This is a genomic window from Sagittula sp. P11, assembly GCF_002814095.1.
Lineage (GTDB): Bacteria > Pseudomonadota > Alphaproteobacteria > Rhodobacterales > Rhodobacteraceae > Sagittula.
Map to the genome: position 1 here is coordinate 390630 of NZ_CP021913.1, position 24089 is coordinate 414718.

At 66.4% G+C, this 24089-nt stretch carries 25 protein-coding genes; 14 read left to right on the forward strand and 11 right to left on the reverse strand.

From position 1 onward, the window contains the following. Positions 1–266: 266 nt before the first annotated feature. The 4 genes from CDO87_RS01920 to CDO87_RS01935 all read right to left on the reverse strand — a co-directional run bounded on the left by CDO87_RS01920 (position 267) and on the right by CDO87_RS01935 (position 5562). The gene (locus CDO87_RS01920) at positions 267–734 is read right to left on the reverse strand and encodes a CoA-binding protein (RefSeq protein WP_100930802.1); all 468 of its coding nucleotides are present in this window, start codon (positions 732–734) and stop codon (positions 267–269) included. A 200-nt stretch (positions 735–934) separates the two neighbouring features. After that, on the reverse strand, positions 935–1981 hold the full coding sequence (locus CDO87_RS01925) for a DUF2235 domain-containing protein (RefSeq protein WP_100927191.1): 1047 nt from the start codon (positions 1979–1981) through the stop codon (positions 935–937). Between the two features lie 90 nt (positions 1982–2071). After that, positions 2072–4366: a xanthine dehydrogenase family protein molybdopterin-binding subunit gene (locus tag CDO87_RS01930; protein WP_100927192.1), complete on the reverse strand. Its 2295-nt coding sequence runs from the start codon at positions 4364–4366 to the stop codon at positions 2072–2074. A 74-nt stretch (positions 4367–4440) separates the two neighbouring features. Then, positions 4441–5562, reverse strand: a complete 1122-nt coding sequence (locus CDO87_RS01935) for a type III PLP-dependent enzyme (RefSeq protein ID WP_100927193.1) — start codon at positions 5560–5562, stop codon at positions 4441–4443. Between the two features lie 111 nt (positions 5563–5673). On the opposite strand from CDO87_RS01935, the gene CDO87_RS01940 reads away from it, so the two are divergent. The 5 genes from CDO87_RS01940 (at position 5674) to CDO87_RS01955 (ending at position 11805) form a co-directional block, all read left to right on the forward strand. Then, entirely contained in the window at positions 5674–6111 is a 438-nt protein-coding gene (locus tag CDO87_RS01940; protein WP_100927194.1) for an Lrp/AsnC family transcriptional regulator, read from the forward strand. Between the two features lie 102 nt (positions 6112–6213). Next, a complete protein-coding gene (locus tag CDO87_RS01945; RefSeq protein ID WP_100927195.1) occupies positions 6214–7545 on the forward strand; it encodes a hypothetical protein in 1332 nt (443 codons plus the stop codon). 9 nt (positions 7546–7554) lie between these two features. Next, positions 7555–8967: a hypothetical protein gene (locus CDO87_RS26635; RefSeq protein ID WP_157814890.1), complete on the forward strand. Its 1413-nt coding sequence runs from the start codon at positions 7555–7557 to the stop codon at positions 8965–8967. Beyond that, positions 8964–10397: a CHAT domain-containing protein gene (locus tag CDO87_RS01950; protein ID WP_157814891.1), complete on the forward strand. Its 1434-nt coding sequence runs from the start codon at positions 8964–8966 to the stop codon at positions 10395–10397. Before CDO87_RS26635 ends, CDO87_RS01950 begins: the two co-directional genes overlap by 4 nt. 22 nt (positions 10398–10419) lie before the next feature. Further along, complete coding sequence (locus tag CDO87_RS01955; RefSeq protein ID WP_100927196.1) at positions 10420–11805, forward strand: hypothetical protein; 1386 nt, start codon at positions 10420–10422, stop codon at positions 11803–11805. A 20-nt stretch (positions 11806–11825) separates the two neighbouring features. Here CDO87_RS01955 and CDO87_RS01960 read toward each other — a convergent pair whose 3' ends face one another. Together CDO87_RS01960 and CDO87_RS01965 are read right to left on the reverse strand one after the other, a co-directional pair. Next, positions 11826–12458 (reverse strand): inner membrane-spanning protein YciB, encoded by a 633-nt coding sequence (locus tag CDO87_RS01960; protein WP_100927197.1) that lies wholly within the window; start codon positions 12456–12458, stop codon positions 11826–11828. 32 nt (positions 12459–12490) lie between these two features. Continuing rightward, positions 12491–13393, reverse strand: a complete 903-nt coding sequence (locus CDO87_RS01965) for an EamA family transporter (RefSeq protein WP_100927198.1) — start codon at positions 13391–13393, stop codon at positions 12491–12493. A 78-nt stretch (positions 13394–13471) separates the two neighbouring features. Between CDO87_RS01965 and CDO87_RS01970 the strand changes: the two genes are divergently transcribed. After that, on the forward strand, positions 13472–13963 hold the full coding sequence (locus tag CDO87_RS01970) for an MgtC/SapB family protein (protein WP_100927199.1): 492 nt from the start codon (positions 13472–13474) through the stop codon (positions 13961–13963). Positions 13964–13965: 2 nt separating this feature from the next. On the opposite strand, the gene ftsY is transcribed toward CDO87_RS01970, so the two are convergent. After that, complete coding sequence (ftsY, locus tag CDO87_RS01975; protein WP_100927200.1) at positions 13966–15051, reverse strand: signal recognition particle-docking protein FtsY; 1086 nt, start codon at positions 15049–15051, stop codon at positions 13966–13968. Positions 15052–15153: 102 nt separating this feature from the next. On the opposite strand from ftsY, the gene CDO87_RS01980 reads away from it, so the two are divergent. Then, positions 15154–16050 (forward strand): lytic transglycosylase domain-containing protein, encoded by an 897-nt coding sequence (locus tag CDO87_RS01980; RefSeq protein ID WP_100927201.1) that lies wholly within the window; start codon positions 15154–15156, stop codon positions 16048–16050. Between the two features lie 192 nt (positions 16051–16242). Then, entirely contained in the window at positions 16243–16380 is a 138-nt protein-coding gene (locus CDO87_RS26640; RefSeq protein ID WP_157814892.1) for a hypothetical protein, read from the forward strand. A gap of 37 nt (positions 16381–16417) precedes the next feature. Here CDO87_RS26640 and CDO87_RS01985 read toward each other — a convergent pair whose 3' ends face one another. Further along, positions 16418–18103, reverse strand: a complete 1686-nt coding sequence (locus tag CDO87_RS01985; protein WP_100927202.1) for an NAD(P)H-dependent oxidoreductase subunit E — start codon at positions 18101–18103, stop codon at positions 16418–16420. A 185-nt stretch (positions 18104–18288) separates the two neighbouring features. On the opposite strand from CDO87_RS01985, the gene CDO87_RS01990 reads away from it, so the two are divergent. Together CDO87_RS01990 and CDO87_RS01995 are read left to right on the forward strand one after the other, a co-directional pair. Next, a complete protein-coding gene (locus tag CDO87_RS01990; protein ID WP_100930804.1) occupies positions 18289–19293 on the forward strand; it encodes an alkane 1-monooxygenase in 1005 nt (334 codons plus the stop codon). Between the two features lie 98 nt (positions 19294–19391). Beyond that, positions 19392–19796, forward strand: coding sequence for a hypothetical protein (locus CDO87_RS01995; RefSeq protein WP_100927203.1), 405 nt, complete (start codon positions 19392–19394; stop codon positions 19794–19796). A 2-nt stretch (positions 19797–19798) separates the two neighbouring features. Here CDO87_RS01995 and CDO87_RS02000 read toward each other — a convergent pair whose 3' ends face one another. Further along, a complete protein-coding gene (locus CDO87_RS02000; protein WP_100927204.1) occupies positions 19799–20668 on the reverse strand; it encodes a LysR family transcriptional regulator in 870 nt (289 codons plus the stop codon). A gap of 126 nt (positions 20669–20794) precedes the next feature. Between CDO87_RS02000 and CDO87_RS26645 the strand changes: the two genes are divergently transcribed. From CDO87_RS26645 to CDO87_RS02015, 4 genes are all read left to right on the forward strand, one after another. Beyond that, the gene (locus tag CDO87_RS26645) at positions 20795–20953 is read left to right on the forward strand and encodes a hypothetical protein (RefSeq protein ID WP_157814893.1); all 159 of its coding nucleotides are present in this window, start codon (positions 20795–20797) and stop codon (positions 20951–20953) included. Between the two features lie 119 nt (positions 20954–21072). Continuing rightward, positions 21073–21816, forward strand: a complete 744-nt coding sequence (locus CDO87_RS02005; protein ID WP_100927205.1) for a Bax inhibitor-1/YccA family protein — start codon at positions 21073–21075, stop codon at positions 21814–21816. A 136-nt stretch (positions 21817–21952) separates the two neighbouring features. After that, complete coding sequence (locus CDO87_RS02010; protein ID WP_100927206.1) at positions 21953–22432, forward strand: VOC family protein; 480 nt, start codon at positions 21953–21955, stop codon at positions 22430–22432. Positions 22433–22455: 23 nt separating this feature from the next. Continuing rightward, entirely contained in the window at positions 22456–22905 is a 450-nt protein-coding gene (locus tag CDO87_RS02015) for a cupin domain-containing protein (protein WP_100927207.1), read from the forward strand. A gap of 13 nt (positions 22906–22918) precedes the next feature. On the opposite strand, the gene CDO87_RS02020 is transcribed toward CDO87_RS02015, so the two are convergent. Further along, the gene (locus CDO87_RS02020; protein WP_100927208.1) at positions 22919–23422 is read right to left on the reverse strand and encodes a GNAT family N-acetyltransferase; all 504 of its coding nucleotides are present in this window, start codon (positions 23420–23422) and stop codon (positions 22919–22921) included. Positions 23423–23511: 89 nt separating this feature from the next. Then, entirely contained in the window at positions 23512–23859 is a 348-nt protein-coding gene (locus CDO87_RS02025) for a hypothetical protein (RefSeq protein WP_100927209.1), read from the reverse strand. Positions 23860–24089 lie beyond the last annotated feature (230 nt).

Below are 24089 nucleotides of genomic sequence, written 5' to 3' on the forward strand. Positions count from 1 at the left end.
AGCCGCCCGTTAACCACGTTTTACGCCCCTCCCGGCCAAAAGGTTACCAACCGGCCGGTTCGAGGGGTCGAAACGGCCGGTTCACCCCTTACAGGGCGTCAACCTTGGTGAAGAACCGGCAAACGCGGGTCTGGTCAGGGCGAATCCGCCACCACATCTGGCCACCGGCCTTACCGGAAACCACCACGCGCGCGGTCTGAACGGGGTGTTGACGGGACGGTGGGCGGGGCGCCTTTGCGCCTGCGCAAACAGCGCCGGCCCCGTGCTCAAAGCTTCGAGGAAATGATCCCGGTGTTGAAGCCGCCCATGCGCAACTCCCCGAAAAGACGCTGGTATTCGATCTTGGGGCAGCGGTTCATCACCACGTCCACACCCTTCGCCTGCGCCATCTCCGCGGCCTCCGGGCTTTCCACGCCGATCTGCATCCAGACCGTCTTCAGCGCCGGAAACACGTCGAGCGCCTCCTCGACGATCGGCGGCACATGCTCCGACCGGCGGAAGACATCGACCATGTCGACCTCTTTCGGACATTCCGAAAGCGCGCCTCTAACCTCCTGACCGAACAGCTTTTTCCCGGCGTGCCCGGGATTGACCGGGATCACCTTGTAACCCTTCAGCGAAAGGTAGCGCGCCACGTAGTAGCTGGGCCGGACCGGGTTCATCGACACGCCGACCACCGCCACCGTCCTGGTGCGGGTCAGCACGTCCTTCAGGAATGAGTCGTCGTATTTCATGACCGCCACCGTACGCAGCCTTCAGGCAAAGAAAAAGCGCCCGGGATAATTTCCCGGGCGCAAGTCACGGAACGAGGGACAGTGAAGGTCTCGCGGGAGTTCCGGTCCCGCGATCCTGACAAAGAGATAGGCGCAAAAGGCACAGGTTAAAGGGCAGTAAATAAAATGTGAGCCTTTTCGCTTGACCTCGGCGAAAAACCTTACTCCGCGGGCGCGCCCGCGGGGAATGGCACATCGATGCTTTCGTGCAGCCGCTCCGACGGGTCCCGCCCCAGCACCCGGCGCCGCCGGTTCAGGAACAGCTTGCCAAAGCCCTGCCACGTCCCGACCGAGGGCGCATCCACGTCGCAGGGGAACCTGTCCCGCCAGCCCGGCGGCAGCGCCACGGCACAGCCCTCCAGCCGCTCCAGCATCCAGACCAGCGGAATGTTCGCCAGCGGCCGCGCCGCCGTGAAACTGCCGATCTGCCCGCCCACGTCGCCATGGGTGCCGCGGAACCAGACCTGCTCCATCACGCCCCGCCAGTCCGGAGGGCGTTCCCACATCACCGGGCTGAACGTCTCCCGCGTCTCGTCCAGCGCCAGCGCGTGGAACCCGTGCCGCACCGAATTGCCCAGCGCGTGGTTGTGAAAGGCGTGGGTCGCATCCGTCATCCGCCAGAGAAGCGGCAGTTGCAGGCCCAGCGCCTTCACCGTGTCCCAGACGCCGACCATCTCCACCAGCGTCACGTCATGGCAGTAGAGGCGCGCAAAATCCTCCGCCGTGTCGCTGTCGGGCGCGTACTGGTAGAGCCTGTAGGCCTGGGTGATGTTCCGCTCCGTCGCGAAGTCGGGCCTCAGCAGACCCACCCGGTCGATGATCCCCGCCAGCGACCGCGCGGCATAGGCCCCGCGCGAAAACCCCAGCAGGAAGATCCGGTCGCCCACCCGGTAGCGCGATGCGAGGTAGCCATAGGCGCGCCGGATCTGCCGGTTGATGCCACGGCCCGAGACCACGTCCCAGGTCGACATCCACGCTTCCCACTGGATACCCGCCTCGTAGTACAGGGAGGTCCGCCCGACCTCTTTCAAAAGCTTGTAGGTCAGGCCAGCGTTGCTCTCCATCCCCGGCTCCAGGGTAGAGGCCGTGCCGTCGAGGATAATGATGTGATCGCGCGGCCCACGCCGCGGCTCATAGGGCGTGTGGCCGGTGGCAAACCGCTTGCGGACCCAGCCCAGAACGGTGTTGGCGATCTGCGTGCCGATCATGTCCGGCCTCCCTCGCCAGGATGCATGGGGACGGTCCGGACACAGGGCGCCGGGGCAGAGGCTGAACGCCCGCCCCGTCCGCCCGTTCCATCATTCAGCCGCGATCCGGTCATTCTCCAGCATCGCCCAGACGCGCATTGGCGTGAAAGGCATGTCCACTTGTCTGATTCCGCGTTCCCACACCGCATCCTGCACCGCGTTCGACACGGCTGCCAGCGCGCCGACGGTCCCCGCCTCGCCGCAGCCCTTCATCCCCATCGGGTTGGCCGTCGAGGGCACCGGCTCCGTCTCGAACCCGATCATGGGTATGAGATCGGCACGCGGCATCCCGTAGTCCATGAACGTTGCCGTGAGCAGCTGCCCGTTTTCATCGTAGACCACATGTTCGGTCAGCGCCTGCCCAAGCCCCTGCGCCACCCCGCCGTGCACCTGCCCCTCGGCCAGCATCGGGTTGATCAGGTTGCCGAAATCGTCGACCACCGTGTAGCGGTCGCAGACGACAAGGCCCGTCTCCGGGTCGATCTCCACCTCTGCGACGTGGCAGCCGTTGGGATAGGACCGGCCCGGCAGCTTCGCCGTGGTCTGCCAGACCAGCAGGTCCTCGCGGCCCGCATCCCGCGCCATCTGCGCCACCTCCAGCATCGTGGGCGTCAGGTTCGACCCCTCCGCGCGGAAGCGTTCGTCGTCGAAGGTCACATCCTCCGCCGCGACGCCCATTTCGCCTGCAAGGAAGGCCGAGAACCCCTCGACCATCTGCGCCACGGCCTGCAGCGTCACGTTGGTCTGCGTCGTGACGGACCGCGATCCGCCGGTGCCGCCGCCCGACGCGATCCGGTCGCTATCACCCTGGATCACCTCGATCTTTTCCGCCGGGATGCCGGTCTGGTCGGCAAGGAACTGGCGGAACACCGTCTCGTGCCCCTGCCCGTTCGACTGGGTCCCGACGTAGATCAGCGCACCGTCACCGACAAATTCCACTTTCACATCCTCATGCGGCTGCCCGAGGATAGACTCGATGTAATAACAAACCCCCAACCCGCGCAGCTTGCCCTCCGCGGCGCTGGCCTCGCGCCGGGCGGCAAAGCCAGCGACGTCCGCCGAAGCTTCGGCATGGCCAAGCACGCGGGCGAATTCACCCACGTCGTACATTTCCCCGGCCACGGTGGTGTAGGGAAACTGGTCCGGCCTGATGAAGTTGATCCGGCGCAACTCCATGGGATCGACGCCCAGCTCGCGTGCGGCACGGTCCATCACACGCTCCAGCACGTAGATCGCCTCCGGCCGGCCCGCGCCGCGATAGGCGTCCACCTGCGTGGTGTTGGTGTAGAAGCCCTCTGCCCGCTGATAGACCGTCTGCATATCGTAAACGCCCGTCAGGACACGGGAATACAGGAACGACTGGATCATCTGGCCGAACTGGGAATTGTAGGCGCCAAGGTTCGACCGGGTGTGGGAGCGATAGGCGACGATGCGGTTGTCCGCGTCGAAGGCCAGCTCTGCCAGCGTCACGAGGTCCCGGCCAGCATTGTCGGAGAGCATCGCCTCCGTCCGGTCGGACATCCAGTGCACAGGACGGCCCAGCACCTTCGCGGCGTGCGGCAGCACGAAGTACTCGGGGTAGGCCATGCCCTTCATGCCGAAGCCGCCGCCGACGTCGGGGTTGGTGGTGCGGACCTTCTCGGCTTCGACCTTGTAGGCGCGCGCCAGTTCCTTCTTCATCCCCCAGACGCCCTGACCGCCAAAGGCCAGGTGCATGCGGTCGCCGTCCCACTCGGCAAAGGCGCCGCGCGGCTCCATGGAGTTGACGATGATCCGGTTGTCCCCGACCTCGAGCGACACGACCTTGGCCGCCGTCTCGAAGGCCGCGTTGGTGGCCGCCTCGTCGCCCAGTCCGTAGTCATAGGCCCGGTTGTCCGGCGCTTCGGAATGGATGGCCTCTCCCCCTGCGCCGATCTCCATGTGGGTGGACAGTTCGTCGTAGTCGATCTCCACCAGCTCGGCGGCGTCCTTCGCCTGCTCCAGCGTGTCGGCGACGATCATCGCCACCGCCTCACCGACGAAGCGCAGCCGGTCTTCGGCCATGAGCGGACGCTTGGGCGCGGCGCCCTGCGTGCCGTCGCGGTTGGGTGCGCAGGTGTAGGTCATCTGCGCGTCGAGACCGGCCTCTTCCAGGTCAGCTTGGGTAATGACGGCATGGACGCCCGGCGCCTCCAGCGCGGCAGAGACGTCGATCCCCTTCAGCACAGCATGCGCCACGGGAGAGCGCAGGAAATAGGCCCTGAGCGCACCCTCCGGCACGATGTCGTCGACGTAGCGCCCCTGGCCTGTCAGGAACCGCGTGTCCTCGACCCGTTTGACCGGCTGGCTCTTGCCGAACTTCTCCATGGACACACTCCCTCACGCTTCCGGATTTGCCCCGGACCTTAGCCTTTACGGGCCAAGTGTCCAGAGCAGCCCGGTCAGCGCAGGAGCGTGACGATTTTCCGTGCACCGTAACCGTTGAAACGGGTCACGAGGGCGGTGGAATAGGCACCACAGGCATGGAACAGCAGGTAGTCGCCTTCCGCCAGATCTTCGGGCAGCGCCACCTGGTCGGACAGCCGGTCGAGGCTGTCGCAGGTCGGCCCGAAGACGGTATTGGCTACGGTTTCGCCCTGGCGCCGCTTGCCGTCCTGCGAATAGGCCGTTAGCCGCTGCGACGGGGAAAGGTCGCGCCACTCCGACAGGCCGCCGTAGATGCCGTCGTTCAGGAAGACCGCACCGTCGCAGACCGCCTTGACCTGCAGGGCCAGTTCGAACGCTTCGGCCACCATGGCGCGGCCCGGCTCGCAGACCAGAGCGGGGGCCTTCTCGCCGAAAGACACGCGCACGGCGTCGCGGATCGCGTCGAAGATCACCTCAAGGTCCGGTTCCGGGTCGTTGCGGTGCGCGGGGAAGCCGCCGCCGACGTTCAGCCGGTGCAGGGTCACGCCCGACTCTGCCGCGATCTCGGCCGAGGCCGCGATATAGGCCACCCAGGCCTGCGCGTCGCGGCACTGGGTGCCGGGGTGGAAGGTGATCGAGGGCACGCCGCCCTTCGCCTTCACCGCCCGCAGGAGCGCCACGGCCTTCTCCGGCGCCGCGCCGAACTTCGTCCCGAAGTCATAGACGGCACCGGCCACCGGCAGCTTCAGCCGCACGGCGATCTCTGCGCCCTCGATGTCGCCCAGCTTGTCCAGCTCGCTCATCCGGTCCACCGACCACGACACGACGCCGAAATCGCGCGCCGCCGCAACTTCTGCGCGGGAGCGGACGGGGTTGTGGTAGTGCAGCCGTGCCTTGGGATCCACGTCGCGCACCAGCGCCATCTCCTCGGGCGAGGCGACGTCGAAGGCCTGCAGCCCGGCGCGAGACAGCGCCTCGATCACCACCGGGTCGGGGTTCGCCTTGACGGCATAGGTCACTTCTCCGGGGAAACCGTCAATGAAACGGCGCGCCATGCGGGTCAGCCGTTCCGGATCGTAGAAAAAGACCGGCTCGTCCGGCAATTCCCGGGCCAGCCATTTCGCCGGGTCACTGTAGAAGGTGTCCTGTACAACCATGTGTTCATGTCTCCTGCTCGCGTTCCCCGAAAATGCCCCGACGCCCCTGCGATTCATATCGGCAAGACGGACAGAATGTGCCATTCTCTTCGTCAGAATGACGAGGATGACATGCAGATCGACGAAACAGACCGCAAACTGATCGCCGCGCTGGCCGAGAATGCCCGCGCCCCGGTGGCGGAACTGGCCCGCCAGCTGGATCTGGCCCGGACCACCGTGCAGGCGCGCATCGACCGGCTGGTCAGCAGCGGCGCCATTGCCGGCTTCACCCTGCGGCGCGGTCCCGGCCTGCGGCCGCCGCTGCGCGCCACGGTTCTGATCTCGCTGGAACCGAACGAAGCCGCCGCCGTGCTGTCGCGCCTGAAGGCCATGCCGGAGGTCGAGACGGTGCACACCACCTCCGGCCGTTTCGATTTCCTCGTCAGCCTGACCGCCGCCACGACGGAGGCGCTGGACATCAGCCTCGACAAGATCGTGGAGGCCAAGGGCGTCCGCAGCTCCGAAAGCCTGATCCACCTCTCGACAAAGATCGACCGCGTCGGCCGCTGAAGGCGCAAGGACCTTGCCGGGAATGCGCGCCCTGATTGACAGATGTGCGCCAGCGTTTACCATGACGGTGTATTTTATTAACGAATATTCAGGAGCGCGCGTATGCCCGGTTCCCCAGATGCCCCCGTTTTCACCCACACCGGCTTTCTCGGGCAGACGGTTCCCTTCCACGCCATCACTTACGACAAGGCCGGGGTCTGCACCTCTCCGGCGACGCGCGACGCGGTCCTGCGCCTGATCCGCGACGGCGGCTACACCGACACGATCCTGTTCAGCCACGGCTGGAACAACGACTGGGACGATGCCATGCGCCTCTACCGCGCCTTCATGGAAGGTGTCTGCGCCATGGCCGACCAGCGCGGCGACATCCTGCCCGGCGGCATCAAACCCATGTTCCTCGGCGTGTCCTGGCCCAGTGCCGCACTGCTCTGGCCGTGGGAAGAGACACCCGATCTGGCCGCCGGAACACCCGGTCCGGTCGAGGAAAGCGCCGATGCGGAGCTCTTGCGCGAGGACATGGACCCGGAGGAGGCAGAGGCCCTGACCGCCTTCCTCAACGGGAAGGAAACCCTCTCCGGTCCCGAGCTTGCGCGGCTGTCGGACCTGCTCGCCCCGCAGTTCGCCCATCCCGACGAGGACGAGACGGAGACCGCGGCACCGTTCACCGCGCGCGACCTCGAACACACCTTCCGGTCCGCCGACATCCTGGTGGAGGGTCCTGAGGACGACGACGGCGGCTTCGACAGCGGCGGCACAATCGACGACACGCCCACCCATGACCCGAAAGCTGCCGGCGGCCCGCTCTCCGGCGTCTTCGGCCTGCGCAAGGCACTGAGGATGGCGACGGTCCTGAAGATGAAGGACCGCGGCGGGGTCGTGGGCGCCAATGGCGTGGCGACGCTGTTGCAGCGCGTTCTGGGCGAAACCGGCACCCGCCTTCACCTGGTCGGCCATTCCTACGGCGCGAAGGTGACGATGACCGCGCTCAGCCGGGTGCAGGCGCCGCGCGCGGTGGAATCCGTGCTGCTTCTCCAGCCAGCGGTGAACCACCTCGCCTTCTCTCCCGACGTGGAGGGGCGGCCCGGCGGTTTTCGCAAGGTGCTGGAACGGTGCCGCAAGCCTGTGCTGACGACCCGGTCAAAGAACGACATCCCGCTCCGGCATGTCTTCCACCTGGCCGTCCGCCGGCGCAGCGACCTGGGCGAGATGCAGTTCGCCTCCGGCGTCAGCCAGTTCGCAGCGATGGGCGGCTACGGTCCGCACGAACTTGCGCCGGGCGAGCTGCTGGAAGTCACCCTGCCCGACCGTGGCATCACCTATCCCGACCTTTCCGGCCACGCGGTGATCGACCTGAACGGCGACGGGCGCATCACCGGGCATTCCGACGTCACCAATCCCTACACCTTCTGGGCGATGCTCCAGAACCTGCGCTGAAAGGACCCGATGGCCACCCTCGTCCGCTCCTCCGAACATCTGCTCGCGGTCTGCTGCACGGTCGAGATGTCGCGGAGCGGGGCGCTGCTGGCCGCCGAACCCTTCCGCGGCGAGGAGGCGCTGGCCGAACCGCTGCGCGTGCCGCTGACCGACCTCGGGTTTCCGGCCACGATCCGGGAACGGCAGAACGGTTTCAGACCGAAGGTGCCCGACGCGCTGAAGGCGATGTTCGAATGGCTGGGCGATCAGGCCGACGGGCCGGAGGCGCTCTGGATTCAACTCGCCTACGGCGCGGAGACGCTTGGCGCCTACCCCTGGGAAGAGGTGTTTTCCGACACCTGCGGACGGGCGATCCTGCGGGTGCCGAACTTCGTCCGTCCGGGTTACACACCGGCTTCAGACCGGCCCATCGCGATCTGCGGGGCCACGCCCCGGGCCAAGGGGATCGAGGACTGGGGCGACGCACTTCTGGACCTGCTGGACAGCCTGCCGGTGTTCGAGAACCGCGATATCGTGCTGTTCCATGGCGACGACATGGTGCCCGACCCGGTGCGAGACCTTGACCGCCTGGGCCAATCCTACCCGCATTTCCGTTTTCTCCGCGCACCCCTTCCCGATGCGGCGGATGCACCGGCGCGCGCCCGGACCATCCCGCAGTCCGGGGAGGTGAGCAATCCGTGGCTGACATGGATGGCCGACGCGCTTGGCCCCGAGGGCGCCCATGCCGTGCATTTCCTCTGCCCCGGCTACGCCAGCAACACGCATGGCGCGCTGGCGCTGCCGGAAAGCCCGCTGTTCGACCGCGACGCGCAATGGTCCCGCTTTGTCGGTGCGCAGGAACTCATACGGTTCTGCGACACCATCGGCGCGCAGCTTGTCACCCTGACCGCCCTTGGCGGCCCGCAATGGTCCACCGGCCTGCGCCTCCTGCTGAACGAAATGTCGTGGCGGCGTCCCGGCCCCCTCCTGCTGAACCTCCGCCAGCGCGACCACCAGCTTACCGCCGCCTTCCACGCCCTGGCCGGAGAGCCGTTCTACCCGGACCCGGCGCCGGGGCTCGTGTTCTCCGTCCATCCAAAGGCCATTTCCGCCGCCGAATCCGTCGCCGCCTTCCAGACAATCACCCGGGGCGTGCGAACCGCCACCTTCGCGCCCTCCGCGCCGCCCTCCGGAAACACCCAGGGCACCGGGCATCCTGCGCCATTCGGGATGCCCGAAGACCTCTCCACGGCCTCGCCCGAGACGCAAACCTCAGACAGCGCCTTGGCGCTCCCCGCCGAACTTCAGCGCACGCTCGACCAGATCGGCAGCGCACGGCCCAAGTCCCGCACGCAGGAAGCGCGCGATCAGGGGGCCTTGCGCGCGTTGGAGTTCGTTTCGAAACTGACCGGCGGCGACTTTGGCGGAGGAACGGGCCGATGAGCGTCACCCGTATCCGGTTCGACCGCGCCATCGGCCATGACATGACCGAATACACCCAGTTCCACATCGAGGCGCCGGGCATCGCCCTGCGCGACGCCCCCCGCCCGCCGCTGCAGATAGCGGCGCACAAGGCGGTGTTCGACGCCTTCGACGCCGCCGGACCCGACGACGACGTGGTGCGCGCGGCGGGCGATGCGCTCTGGACCTGCCTGTCGGTCCACCGCAACACAGAAGAGGCGTTCCGCCCGATCCTGAGCAACGGCGCCACGGACGGGGCGCTGCGGCTGGCCTTCTCCGACCTCGCGGGCGATGCCAAGGCCCTGCCGTGGGAGGCGCTGCGCGAGACGCAGGCCGGTTTCCTCTGCTTCGACCGCCGCATCCCGATCCTGCGCGAGGTCGAGACCGAGACCACCCCCGACCTGCAGATCGCCCACACCGACACGCTGCGCTTCCTCGCCGTGATCGGTGCGCGCGGCGACGACGGCCAGGGCGAGTGGGCCAGACTGCACAGGGCGCTTCGGTCGCTCGACGGCAAGGTAAAGGTGCGGGCGCTGATCCTCGCCTCGCGGCAGGACCTCGAGGACGAGATCAACGCCATCGGCGATCCGCAGATCCAGGCCGAGACCATACCGCATGGCGCCGACGCCCTCGTGGCGCGGATCGAGCGCTTCGGTCCGCATGTCGCCCACCTGTTCTGCCACGGCTATGCCGGTGCCCAATCCGTGCTGGAGATCGAGGACGGCTCGGTCAACTACGGCGGCACGCAACCCACGTGGCTGATGCGGGGCGACCTCCTGCGCGCGCTTTCGGCCAAGGCTTGGCTCGTGGTCCTGAACGCCTGTTCGCTGGCCGATGTGGCCGGTGCGGAGGACGGCGGGCTGGGCACGCCCGAAACCGCCAGCCTGTGCGAGGATCTGGTGCAATCAGGTATCCCGGTGGTGGTGGGGATGCGCGGGCCGATGCTTGCGGAATACGCCCATGCCTTCGGCGGCGCCTTCCATGAACGGGCGCTGAAGGCGCTGGGTCACGCCATTGCGCAGGGCGGCGGAGAACTGGACCTTGGCGCCTGTTTCTCCGAAGCGTGCTGCGCCATCCTTGCCAATCCGCCGCTGCCGCCGATGCTGGCGGCCGCCCGCATCCGCGACTGGACTTTCCCGGTCATGACACTCCGCAGCGGCCCGCTGAGGATCAGGGTCATCGGCGGCGGCGCGGCCCCAGCAGGCGCCGCGCCCGACGAGGACGAGGCCACGCTTCTCGCTCGAGAAGAAGCCATCGGCGAACGCGAGGTGCTGGCCGACATGCTCGACACACGCGGCGACATGCTGCCGGACGATGCCGTGCGCGAGATCCGGGCGCGCATCGCAGAGCTGGAAGCGCAACTGAGTGCCCGCGCCCGCCCGGCCGAGGACACGGCCCTCGACGAGGCCTGAGCCGTCACGGAGACCGCCCGCCATGACCCTGCCCGACACGCTGCAACTGAACGCATGGTCCGGCGGCGACAACACAGGCGCGGTCGACCCCGATCTGAAACGCCACCTGCTGGGCCTGCCCTTCGCCGGGCAGAGCCGCCGGCTGCCCGCCGCCCCCGTCCCGCAGGACCGATGGCAGGACCCGAAGGTCGGCTGGGGCGTGATCCTGCCGGAGAACCGCGAACTGACGCGCGCCGAACTGGCCACCGCCATGGACGCCCCTGCCCCGGTCCGCGAATTGGTGGCGCGCCGCAGCGATGCGCCGGTCTTCCGGGTCGGCCAAGGCTGGCAGCCGGGCACCCTGCGCCGCTATGCGCCGGACGGCTCGGCCATGGACATCGACATTCACGTCGGACGCATCGGCACGGCACCCGGCCATATCCCGCGCTACCTGCTGATCGTCGGCAGCCCGGCGCAGATCCCGTGGGACGTGCAATACGACCTGCACCTGACCTACTTCACGGGCCGCCTCGACCTCGATGACACCGGGCTGGGTCACTACGTCGACGCCCTGCTGTCCGACTGGCAGGGCAGTCCCGTGATGAAGGCGAACACGCTGTCCTGGACGGTCGATCACGGCGGCGGGGACATCACCACCCTGATGCGCAAGACCATCGGCGACCCGATCCACGACCGCTTTGCCACCGACCCGGTGCCCGAACTCGTCGCGGGCGCGCGGGTGGTGCGCGGGCCTCAGGCCACCCAAGCCGCACTGGCCGCCGCCATAGAAGAAAGGCATCCCTCCCTCATCGTGTCGACCAGCCACGGAGACACAGCGCCGCTGGATGACGTCGATCTGATGCGGCGGAACCTCGGCCTGCTGATCGACGCCGACCTGCGCCGCCTCGACCCCGCGCTTCTGAGCGGGGCCGCCGCGCCCTCCGGTGCGATCTGGTTCGCGCAGGCCTGCTGTTCGGCGGGAAGCTCGGCGCGCACCGCCTATGACGGCGTGCTGAAGGCCGGGACCGCCGCCGACCGGATCGTGCGGGCCGTGGCCGGATGCGGGGAAACGACGGCGCCCTTGCCGCGCGCGCTGCTGGGCGCATCAAAACCGCTGCGCGCCTTCGTCGGCCACGTGGAGCCGACATTCGACTGGTCCCTGAAGAACCGGAAGACCGGGCAGTACGTGACGACCTCGATCCTCGAATGCTTTCATACGGGGTTGTTCACCGGCCAGCCCATCGGCATGGCGCTGGACCGGGTGCGCGCGACGGGTGCGTCCTTCCGCAACAGCCGCGACATCGCGGAGCAGCGCCTTCTGGCCAACCGCGACGAAAGCCAGCTTGGCGACATCCTTGCCGCGAAGCTGATTGCCGACGACTGGCGATCCATCGTCCTGCTGGGGGATCCGACCTGCCGGGTGTGGTGACACGACCCGGCCCGGAACGCTCACTCCGCCGGTTTGTCGGCCTCGGCCTCATCCTCGATGGCGTAAGTCTTGAACAGGCTGCCTTGGGTCATGAAGAAGGCAAAGACCGCCGCGGTCAGACCGAACGTCTTGAAATAGACCCATGTCTCCGTCGACATGGTGCGCCAGATGACTTCGTTCAGGACGGCCAGCCCGAAGAACATCAGCATGACGCGGCGCGTCAGGATCATCCACCCTTCCTGCCGGAGCGGCATCAGCCCCTCCATCACCGCGCGCAGCCAGCTTTCGCCGCGCAGAAGCCCGATCCCCAGTGCCGTGCCGAAGAGCAGGTAAATCAGCGTCGGCTTCATCTTGAAGAACCGGTCGTCGTTCAGCCATACCGACAGACCGCCGAAGATCACGATCAGCACCGCTGTCACAAGCTGCATCCGGCTGAGATGCCCGGTCAGCTTCCACAACAGGCCGGTGGCGATCAGGAAGACCGGGATGAACCCGGCAGTGACCACGATGAAGCCCTCGTACTCCGTCCCGCCGATGGTGAAGATCCGGTTCTTCAGCGCAAGGTAGGCCGCGAAGAAGGCAAGCAGCGGCCCGAACTCCAGCGCGCTTTTCAGCATCGGGTTGATCGGGCGCGGCCCGGCTTGGTCGGTCATGTGAGGCTCCCTTTTGTCCCCAGATAGTGGCTTCAGCCGCCCAACTCAACGATCACCGCACCCGCCGCGATCAAGGTCATGAGAGCGATGCGCCGGGGGCCCACGGTTTCGCGCAGCACTAGCCAGCCGATGACCGCCGCGAAGACGGTGGAAGTTTCGCGCAACACCGCCGCTTCGCCCACCTTGTCGAGCCGCGTCGCCAACATGATGGAGCCGAAGCTGAAGAAGGCGACAAACGCGCCGATCACGCCGCGAACCATCAGGGGCGGAAGCTCCGGCTTCACCGCCATCGACCGCCAGCGCACCGCGGCGATGCCGGGCATGAGCCAGCCGTCGATGAAGAAGAACCACGCAAGGAAGGTGAACGGGTCCGCCGTGGCGCGGATGCCGTAGGCGTCATAGGTCGTGTAGAGCGCCACGAACAGGCCGGTCGCCACGCCGAACCCCAGGGCGGCGGGCAGCGTGTCCCGGTCGACCTCAAGGAAGATCAGGTTGTAGACCGCAAGCCCGAAGATCCCGCACAGCAGCACAGCGACCCCCATCCACTGCATCGGCGCAAAGCGTTCGCCAAAGACCAGCGACGCGCCGATGACGGCGAACAGCGGGCCGGTGCCGCGCACCACCGGATAGACCACCGTGTAGGCGCCGCGCGTGTAGGCCAGGGCCTGCAGCACCTTGTAGAACGCGTGGATGACGAAGGCGCCGGCAAAGATCGGCCACATATGCGGCTCGGGCCACGGCACGACGAACAGCGCGAAGGGCGCCGCGATCAGGCCGTAACTTCCGTCGATGGCGCCGCGCGACAGCCACGGATCGTGGCGCCCCTTCTGAAGCGCGCCGAAAGCCGCGTGCAGGAACGCGGCCAGAACCGCCAGCCAGAGCGCAAGGGTGTGCCCCGCCTCCGTGCCCTCAAGGGAAATCAGCCAGTCGCTCATCGACACTCGTTCTCGGAACCCGGCGCCTTGTCGGGCGGTTGGAGGCTATGACGTTCTTGTAACACCCGGAGGTTCCGCATGTTTGAACAGGTCGCTGGCGAACTTGGGTCCAGCTTCTCTGTCGTCCCCGCATCGCTCGCGTTCACACGCTTGCTGGTGGCGGTGGTCCTGTCAGCAATTGTCGGATTGGAGCGGGAGTTGCAAGGCAAACCCGCCGGTCTCAGGACGCATATCCTCGTCGCGGTCGCCGCCTGCCTCTTCGTGCTCGTCGGGCAGGAGCTGTCGTCCATCGAGTTCGGCAATACAGGCGAACAGCGTCACGACCCGCTGCGGATGATCGAGGCGGTCACCGCCGGTGTCGCCTTCCTGGCGGCGGGCGTGATCTTCACCAGCGGCGGGCAGGTGCAGAACCTGACCACGGGCGCGTCGCTCTGGCTGTGCGGTGCCATCGGCCTCGGCTGCGGGGCGGGCAGCATCGCGCTGGCCTCCATGGCGACGGGGATCGTCGTTGTGGTGCTGTTCGTGCTGGGTCAGGTGGAGAAGTTGATCGGGACGAACAACGACGCCTGAACTCAGGGCTCCAGCCCGGTCAGGGCCGCCGCGAATTCCTCGGGGTCGAAGGGGGCCAGGTCGTCGATCTGCTCCCCCACCCCGATGGCGTGGATCGGCAGACCGAACTTGTCGGCCAGCGCCACCAGCACACCGCCCTTCGCCGTACCGTCGAGCTTTGTCATCACGAGGCCGGTCACATCCGCCAGCTGCCGGAACGCCTCGACCTGGATCAGGGCGTTCTGGCCGGTCGTGGCATCCAGCACCAGCAGCGTGTTGTGCGGCGCGTCGGGGTCCTTCTTGCGGATGACGCGGACAATCTTCGCCAGCTCCTCCATCAGGTCGGCGCGGTTCTGCAGCCGCCCCGCCGTGTCTATCATCAAGAGGTCCGCCCCCTCGGCCTGCGCCTTGCCCATCGCGTCGAAGGCGAGGCTGGCGGGGTCGGAGCCTTCGGGCGCCGTCAGCACGGGCACGCCCGCACGCTCGCCCCAGACCTGCAGCTGCTCGACCGCCGCCGCCCGGAAGGTGTCGCCGGCAGCGATGACCACCGATTTCCCGGCCGCCTTGAACTGGCTGGCGAGCTTGCCGATCGTCGTCGTCTTGCCCGATCCGTTCACGCCGACCACCAGCACGACCTGCGGCTTCTTGGGATACAGCGGCAGGGGACGCGCGACGCTTTCCATCACGCGCGCGATCTCCTCGGCCAGCAGTTCCTTGATCTCGCGGGCCGAAACACGGCGGCCCATGCGCCCCTCGGCGATGTTCGAGGTCACGCGCAGCGCCGTGTCGACCCCCATGTCGGAGGCGATCAGCAGCTCTTCGAGGCTTTCGAGCATGTCGTCGTCCAGCACGCGGCGCGGCTCCGTGTCCTCGGGCTGGCCGATGAGGCGCCCCAGCAGGCCGGGCCGGCGCGTTCCCTGCGGCTCCGTCTCTTCCGGCAGCGGCATCGGCTCCATCACCGACATCGGCGCTTCGGGCGCCGGTGCGTCGGCATGTGCGTCGTCGGCAGCCGTCTCTTCGCTGCCCTCCTCGACGATGGCGTCGAGCCCTTCGTCGAGCTTGGAGGACGTCTTGAACAGACGGTTTTTCAGCTTTCCGAAAAACGACATGTGCGGGGCCCCGTACCTTCTGGATCAGTCACACCTAATACGCCGGGCCGCTTAATGAAAGTGTGAGTTGACCATCCATCCCGATCCCCCCTTACTGCAGCCATGCGCGTGTTCCTGTTCCTGCTTCTCCTCATCCCGGCGTCACTTCAGGCCCGGCCCGACGAGCCGGGCAGCCTGTGCTCCTCGGGGGCTTTCGGGCAGGTACAGTGCATCCGGCCCTCGCACTTCGTGTACGACACCTGCCAAGCGCTGGAGGCCTTCGCCAACGATGCCGGAATCGACCCGCACTTCTTCACCCGCCTGATCTGGCAGGAGAGCCGGTTCGACCCAAACGCCCTGTCCCACGCCGATGCGATGGGGATCGCCCAGTTCATCGCTTCCACCGCCAGGTTGCGCGGGCTGCGCGACCCCTACAATCCGGCGGAGGCGCTGGAATACTCGGCGGAATACCTGGGAGAGCTGTCGCGGCGCTATGGCAACCACGGGCTTGCGGCGGTGGCCTATAACGGCGGCGAACGTCGCGCCGACGGGCTTGTGGCCCGGACCGGCGGCCTTGCAAAGGAAACCATCGACTACGTGAAGATCATCACCGGTCTGAAGGCCGAGACGTGGCGCGATGCCCCGCCGGTCGAGCCGGACTTCGCGCTGGACGACGATCTGCCCTTCCGCGAGGCCTGCCACGAGCTGGGCCGCAAGCGACGGCTGACCGCCTACCCGGAACAGGAGCCCTCGGGGCCCGTGGTGCCGGACTGGGGCGTGCAGGTCGCGTTCGGCGTGTCGGAGAAGGCGGCGCTGGCCAAGTTCCGCAGCACCACGCGACGATGCCGGTCGGTGTTCGGCACGGAAGAACCGTTTCTCATCTGGTCGAAAAGCCGGGCCAGCCCGCGCGGCGGATACTACATGGCCCGCTTCGGCCGCGACAGCCGCGATGCCGCCTGGAACATGTGCAGCAAGCTCAAAAGCAGCGGCTGCATCTGCGCGGTCTATCGCAACGACTGAAGCTGTGGATAAAGCGTCAGTCCTTTCACTTTTCTGACCAATATTCCGCGTTATGGCGCTGAAGCGATGCCAGATTCAGCCCTTTTGGAACATCCACCCCGGACGCCTGACATGCACGCAACTTGCTCAGGATCAAGGTCTATGCCGCTGGCCTGTGTCACAATGGGCCGTAGCAGAACAAAGGAGAGGCGAATGATCTATGTCCTGTTCGGCGCCGTGGCGCTGCTGACCTTGGCAGGCACGCAAGGCGCGCGGCCAAGCCGCCGTGTGGTTACAGTCCCGGCGCAGTCCGCCCAGCCACGCGAAAGCGTCCCGGTCCGGCTGAACTGAACGAAGAAGCAGGGCGGGACTGTCCCGCCCTGGCCGTTCAGATCTCGTCCGCGAAGTGCTGGATCGTCAGGCGGATCGGGTTCGGTGCCGCCTGCCCCAGCCCGCAGATCGAGGCATCCGCCATCGCCTGGCACAGCTCTTCGAGCAGCGGCTGGTCCCACTTCTCCGCCATCATCAGCTTGACCGCCTTTTCGCAGCCCACGCGGCATGGCGTGCACTGGCCGCAGCTTTCGTCCTCGAAGAACTGCAACATGTTGAGCGCGGCGTCGCGGGCGGAGTCCTTGTCGGAAAGCACCACGACCGCCGCCGAACCGATGAAGCTGCCGTGCGGCTGGAGCGTGTCGAAGTCCAGCGGGATGTCGTTCATCGACGCGGGCAGCAGTCCCGACGACGGGCCGCCCGGCTGGTAGGCCTTGAACGTATGCCCGTCGAGCATCCCGTCCGCCGCCTTGATGACATCCATGATCGTCGACCCCGCAGGCAGAAGGTGCACGCCCGGCGACTTCACGCGGCCCGACACAGAATAGGAACGCAGCCCCTTCCGGCCGTTCTTTTCCACCATCGACAGGATGTGCGACCCCTCGCGGCAGACCTTCGACACCCAGTAGAGCGTCTCGACGTTGTGGACGAGCGTCGGGCGGTCGAAGACGCCCACCTGCGCCACGTAGGGCGGACGATGGCGCGGGATGCCGCGCTTGCCCTCGATCGACTCGATCATCGCGCTTTCTTCGCCGCAGATGTAGGCGCCGGCGCCGCGACGCAGGTCGATGTAGTCCTTCTCGACGATCCCGGCCTCTTCCAGCGCACGGATCTCGCGGCGCAGGATCTCGATGATGCCCGGGTATTCGTCGCGCATGTATATGAAGCAGCGCTCGGCCTCCACCGCCCAGGCGGCGATCAGCATTCCCTCAAGGAAAACATGGGGTTCGCCCTCGATGTACACGCGATCCTTGAAGGTGCCCGGCTCACCCTCGTCGCCGTTGACCGCAAGGTAGCGCGGCCCGGGATTGGCGCGCACGAAACCCCATTTGCGGCCCGAGGGGAAACCCGCGCCGCCCAGCCCGCGCAGCCCGGAGGACAGGATCTTTTCCTGCACCTCTTCCCAGTCGCCTTCGGCACGCAGCGCCTTGAGTTCGCTGTAGCCGCCCTCTTCGAGGTAGGCGGCAAGCGTCTCGTAGGGGTCGACATGGGCGTGGGTCTCGCCGGCTGCGATGGCCGCCTCCACCTTCTCCACCGTGGCGTGGCCGATATGGTTGTGCCCCAGTTCCAGCACCGGGGCGGTGTCGCAGCGGCCCATGCAAGGAGCGCGCAGCACGCGGACCTGATCCGGGTCCATGCCGTTTTCCAGCGCGGCGCGCAGCTGTTCCGCCCCGGCCAGTTCGCAGGACAGCGAATCGCAGACGCGGATCGTCAGTGCGGGCGGCGGCGTCTCCCCTTCCTTCACCACGTCGAAATGGGCGTAGAAGGTAGCGACCTCGTAGACCTCGGCCATGGACAGGCGCATTTCCTCGGCCAGCGCGCGCAGGTGTGCAGCCGACAGGCAGCGGTATTCATCCTGGATCAGATGCAGGAACTCGATCAGCAGGTCTCGGCGGCGCGGACGGTCGCCCAGAAGGTCGCGCACCTCGGCCCAGGCCTTGTCCTCTACCTGGCGACCCTTAGGGGTCCGGCGTCCCCGTCCCTTGCCCGATTTCCATACGCCCTTGCGCTCGTCGAGTGCCATTGACGCACCTCCCCGTATTCGTGTTGGCGCAGCTTACCGTCAGCCACGTCCCGGGCGCAGATGAAAAACGACGCCCTGGGGCATGGCTCCGCCGCGAAATGCCCCGTCTTTTGCCTGATGGGTGACGGAAAGTTCCGATAGAGGTAAGACATCCAATGGTATCGGGCAGCGTTCCGGGGGCAATGATGGCACGATTCACACTCGCGACGCTGGGCATGGTGGCGCTTCTGGCGCTGGCCATGGCTCTCGGTGCGCCCTTCCCGGTACTGGGCTTGCTCTACATCACCGTCTTCACCTTCTTCATGGACAAGCTGACGGCCCTAGCCGCGCCGGACCGGCCGGAGGCGGAGTTCCCGGTGGGGAACGCGCTGTCGGTGACGCTTGGCCTGCTGCACTTTCCGCTGCTTTACGGTGGCGTTTGGGCGATCGCAGAGGGCGCCATATCCGTCTTGGACACGGTTTGCCTGTTCGCGGCGCTGGGTCTGTTCCTCGGCCAGGTGTCGAACTCGAACGCGCACGAGCTGATCCACCGCTCGCCCCGCGCCATGCGGCGGTTGGGGGTGGCGGTCTATTCCTCGGTGTTGTTCGGTTTCCATGCCTCTGCGCATACTCGCGTGCACCACGTCCATGCCGCCACGCCGAAGGATCCCAACTCAGCCCCCATGGGCGAAGGCTACTGGCGCTTCGCCATGCGGGCCTGGCGCGGCGCACTGGTCGAAGGGTTCCGGGCAGAGCGGCGGCTGGGTCGCCGGGGTCTGTCGCACCCCTATGCGGCCTATGGCCTTGGCGCGGTGTTGTCGCTGGTGATCGCCGGGGCCGTTGCGGGGTTGCCGGGCGTTCTGGTGCTGCTCGGGCTCGCGGCCTACGCGCAGGCGCAACTGCTGCTGTCGGATTACGTCCAGCACTATGGCCTGCGCCGCAAGGAGGTGGCGCCGGGCAAGTATGAACCCGTCGGCCCCGCCCACAGCTGGAACGCGCCACAGGGCTTTTCGTCGGCGCTGATGCTGAACGCGCCGCGTCACTCCGACCACCACGCGCATCCGTCGCGGCACTACCCCGGGCTGGAACTGGACCGTTCCGCCATGCCGATCCTACCGCATTCGCTGCCCGTCATGGCAGTCCTTGCGCTGGTCCCGCCGCTCTGGCGCCGCGTCATGGACAAGCGCGTGCGCCGCTGGCAGACCGCCTGACGCGCGGCCGGGCGATCCTCCGCCCACGGTCGCCATGGCTTTAACCATTCGGTAATCCCTGACCTTGCCTCCGGCGGCAAATGTGGCAGGATTGGGGCATGAAACAGATCCTGTCCGGCGCGCTGGCGCTTGCCCTCTCCGCTGCCCCCGCATTCGCCGCCGAGCCGCTGTCGGCCAATGCCTTCGAAAGCTACGTGGACGGCAAGACGCTGTACTACGGCCTTTCGGGCGATGCCTACGGGGTCGAGGAATACCTGCCCAACCGCCGCGTGCGCTGGTCCTTCCTCGATGGCAAATGCAAGGAAGGTTACTGGTACGAGGCCGAGGGTTCGCAGATCTGTTTCGTCTACGAGGACAGCCCCGACCCGCAATGCTGGACCTTCTTCCGCGAGGGCAGCAAGCTGCGCGCCGTGTTCGAGAACGATCCGTCCTCCACCGTCCTCTACGAGGCGCGCCAGAACGATGAACCGATGATGTGCTACGGCCCCGACGTCGGCGTCTGAGATCAGGCGGCGTCGCGGGACAGCCCGCGCACGGCCATCATGCCCTGCCGGATATAGTCGACCATCACCTCGGTGATCGCGGTCTTGCCGTTCCCGGCGTATAGGTTGATGTTCTGCGTGCCGAGGTCGGGCAACAGCCCATCTTCGAGATATTTCACGTAGGTCGGCGCGTGGCCCTGCAACCGCGCGGTCACCGCGAGGTCGGCGCTGATCGTCGCATCCACCGTCATGTCGCTGTCCGAATCCACCGCCAGCTCCCACGAGACATTCTCTGCATCGAGCCGCGCCAGCGCGAATTCCCGGAACCCGCAGGACCGGCAGAAGGCCACGCGCAGCGGACGTGACTTGTAGGCCTGCCCGTCCGGAGCCCCGATCCAGCGCAGCGGCACCTCCATCAGAGTCTCGCCGCCCTGGTCGACGCCGGCCTCCGTCGTCATGATGACATCCGCCTCGCCGCGGGCGAACTTCGCCTTCAGTTCCCTGGTGAAGCTGCTGAGAAGCTGGACCTTCACGCGGGGGTGCGTGCGGCCCATCCGTTGCAGAACCTGCGGAATCACCGGGTAGACGATGTCGTGCGGCACGCCCAGGACGATCTCTCCCTCCCAGCTCTGGCAGGTCAGGCGGGTGTAGATCTCGTCGTTCATCTCCACCATGCGCTGCGCGTAGGACAGAAGCTGCGCGCCCGCCGGGGTCAGGCTGACACCGCGCCCGCTGCGTTCCAGCAGCCGGAGGCCCAGCATCTCCTCCAGCCGTTTGAGCTGCATCGACACGGCGGATTGCGTCAGGTTCAGGAAACCAGCGGCGCGCGTCACGCCGCCGGCCTCTGCGACGGCGACGAAGGACCTCAGAACGGTGATGTCGAGATTTCTCATCCATTACGCTCCGTGATGGGAGGATGCAAAAACATTCACTTCGAATATCAAGCAGACTGTGCCAAATTCATCAACAGAAAATTATCGACACACCCGAACACATCACAGCTTCTGAAAGACGACGCCATGTATCATGCCGCCGAGCGCTATTTTCGTGCGCTTCTGCCCCGTGCCGAAGGCCGCGGCCGGACCCGCCTGAACGCCACCGACCTGCGTGAAGTGAACCGCTACGAAGGGTACGAACACCCCGTCCGGTGGAATGCACCGCCTTTTTGGCGCATCTGACGCGTATGTTATGTCCCAAGACCTCTCGAAAGCTTGAATATTCATGCCTCTCTGCCAATATCTCTGCCATGTTCCCCGAATAGCGTGTCGGGGCGATATGTACGCAAACGGAGGCATTGATGGCTGAATATCAAACGATCGGGGCACGGGGCGTATCCGGTGCCCGCAGCGCCCAGATTGACGAGGGGCTGCGCGCTCATATGAACAAGGTCTACGCGCTGATGTCCGGCGCGCTGCTGATGACGTTCGCGCTGGCTTACCTCGTGGCATCCAGCCCGGCCCTTCAGCAGGTTCTGCTGGTCTCGCCGGTGGTCTGGGTCGTGATTTTCGGCCCGCTGGCCTTCGTGTTGATCGCGTCTTTCGCGTTCCACAAGCTGTCCGTCGTCGCGCTGAACGCTCTCTTCTGGGCCTACGCGGCCCTGACCGGTGTGTCGCTGGCCACGATCTTCATCATGTTCGACATGATGCAGGTCATCACCGGCCTCGCCTATACCGCTGTCGCGTTCCTCGGCCTGTCGCTGACCGGCTACCTGACAAAGCGCAACCTCGGCCCGATCCACCAGGTCGCCGTGATGATGGTGTGGGGCCTCGTCGCCTTCGCGCTGATCAGCATGCTGTTCGGTGGCATGGGCGGCAACGCCTTCTGGTGGATGAACGTGGCGATCCTCGGCTTGTTCGCGGTCCTGACCGCAACCTCCACGCAGGAGATCAAGAACACCTACCTCGAGGCGCGCACCCACGGCGGCCCTGAGGCACAGCTGTTCCTCGAGAAAGCCGCGATCATCGGCGCGCTGCAGCTCTACATCTCGTTCATCGCGATGTTCCGCTCGATCATGTATCTCTTCATGGGCGGCGACGACTGATCGCAAGATCCACTGAATTGAACGAAGGGCCGGTCCAGCGACCGGCCCTTTTTCGTTGCCCGGCCCATCTTCCCGTTGCACATCGCGCGACACTTATGTTGACATCAACTAAATATCATCGCCGGGAGCATTCCAGATGACAATTGCGAAGAACACCGTCTGCCTCTGGTACGACAACGACGCGGAAGGCGCCGCCAACTTCTACGCGCAGACCTTCCCCGACAGCGAGGTCACCTCTGTCAGCCGCGCGCCAGCCGACTTTCCCGGCGGCAAGGAAGGCGACGTGCTGGTCGTCGGTTTCACCGTGCTGGGCATTCCCTGCATCGGGCTGAACGGCGGCCCGGTCTTTCCGCAGACGGAGTCCTTCTCCTTCCAGGTGGCCACGAACACGCAGGAAGAGACAGACCGCTACTGGGACGCTATCGTCGGAAACGGCGGTCAGGAAAGCGCCTGCGGCTGGTGCAAAGATCAATGGGGCGTGAACTGGCAGATCACCCCGCGCGTGCTGACGGAGGCGCTGGCAGCCGGCGGCGACGAAGCGAAGCGCGCGTTCGAGGCGATGATGACGATGCACAAGATCGACGTCGCCGCCATCGAAACAGCCCGGCGTGGCTGACGGATTGAAGACTGGAGGCTCAGGTGCCGAAGTGGACCAAAGACGATCTTGTGACGGAGCAGAGCGACGGTCCCTGCGGTCGCGCGGATATCGTGAAGCTGTCCGACACAGGCGGCCTGACGCAGTTCGGCGCGGTGATCGAGACGCTGTATCCCGGTGCAAGGTCCTCTAACACGCACTGGCATACCGACGAGGACGAATTGGTCCACATGCTGGAGGGCGAGGTCGTGCTGGTCGAGGGCGACAGCGAAGCGACGCTCCGGGCGGGCGATACGGCGACGTTCAAGGCGGGCGTGGCGGTCGGTCACCGGCTGGACAACCGCAGCGACGCCCCTGCCCGCTACCTCGTCGTTGGCACCCGTGCCACGCGCGACACGGTGACATACACCGACACGGGGCGCGCCAAGCATCTCGACGGGGGCCAGACGCGCTGGACCGACCTCGACGGCAACCCGTCCGACGATCCGTTCTGAAAGATCCCGAGGATCACAAGGGCAGCGACAGCAGGGTGACCGGAAACGCCACGCCGCCGCCGAAGGTCATGGCGCTGTCGCCGATGCTGCGGAAGCCGAGCGACTTGTAGAAGGGCGTGGCGGTCAGAGTGCTCTTGCAGTGCAGCACACGGATGCCCGCGCCCCACGCGTCGCGGATGACATGTGTCATGAGCCGCGTGCCGATTCCCTTGCGGACGGCGTCAGGGTCCGTGGCGAGGTGGCGGACGTATCCCACGCCCGGCACACGCCCCGCCCCACCGGGCATGGCCCGCGACCAGCCGCCAGCCCCCAGCAGGGCCGTTCCGCTTTCCGCGACGAAGTACAGGCCGGAGGCGATCAGCTCCGGCTGTGCGCGCGCGATGGCGGGCAAGGCAAAGACAAGTGTCGAGGGGGGATAGTCTGCCGCCAAAAGCCGGGCGTAGCTGCGGCGATAGAGGTCGTCCAGCCGGGAGATGTCCTGCCGTGTCGCTGGGCGTATGGTGATCTGCTCGGCCAAATCCCTGCCTCCGGTGTCGGAGTATTCCGGGATCCGGCCGGCCTGGCAAATCACAACCGGCGCCCTCGTGGGGCGCCGGCCGGATCGATTCAATTCAGCGCCAGTTCCTGAACCATGGTGTTGCGGGTGGACACGGTCAGCGCGTCGCCCTCGCGGGCAAAGCTGTAAAGCTGCCCGACGTGACCCGGCAGGCCGAAGGTGACAGAGTCGCCGTCCGCCAGCGCCATGATGATGCGGCCCTGATCGTCCGCATCGTTGCGCGCGGCGTAGTAGCCGACGACCTCGAAGGTCTCGCCTGCCTTGGTCCAGTAGACGGACATGTCGGTCGTGGACTGGTGCAGCGTGGCACCGGCCATCGGCGTGTCGAGGGTGACGGTCTCGGCTGCGGCGGCGACGGGAAGGGAAACAAGCGCGGTGAGTGCAAGCGTGCGGAACATATCGATTTCTCCAGTTTTCTGCGAAGCGCCAGGCCGGTTGCCAGGCGCCAAAATTCTGCATTGCAGCATGACAGAACGCGCAGCGGAGGACCAATGCAGAATGGGAAAGCCCGTTATGACGTGAAATCAATATGTTAACAGTATGCAACGGTAGACCGAACCGGTCAAGACCATTTCGCTGTTGCAGAAAAATGCATCAAAGACACGAAAAAAGCCGCGCGGATACACCG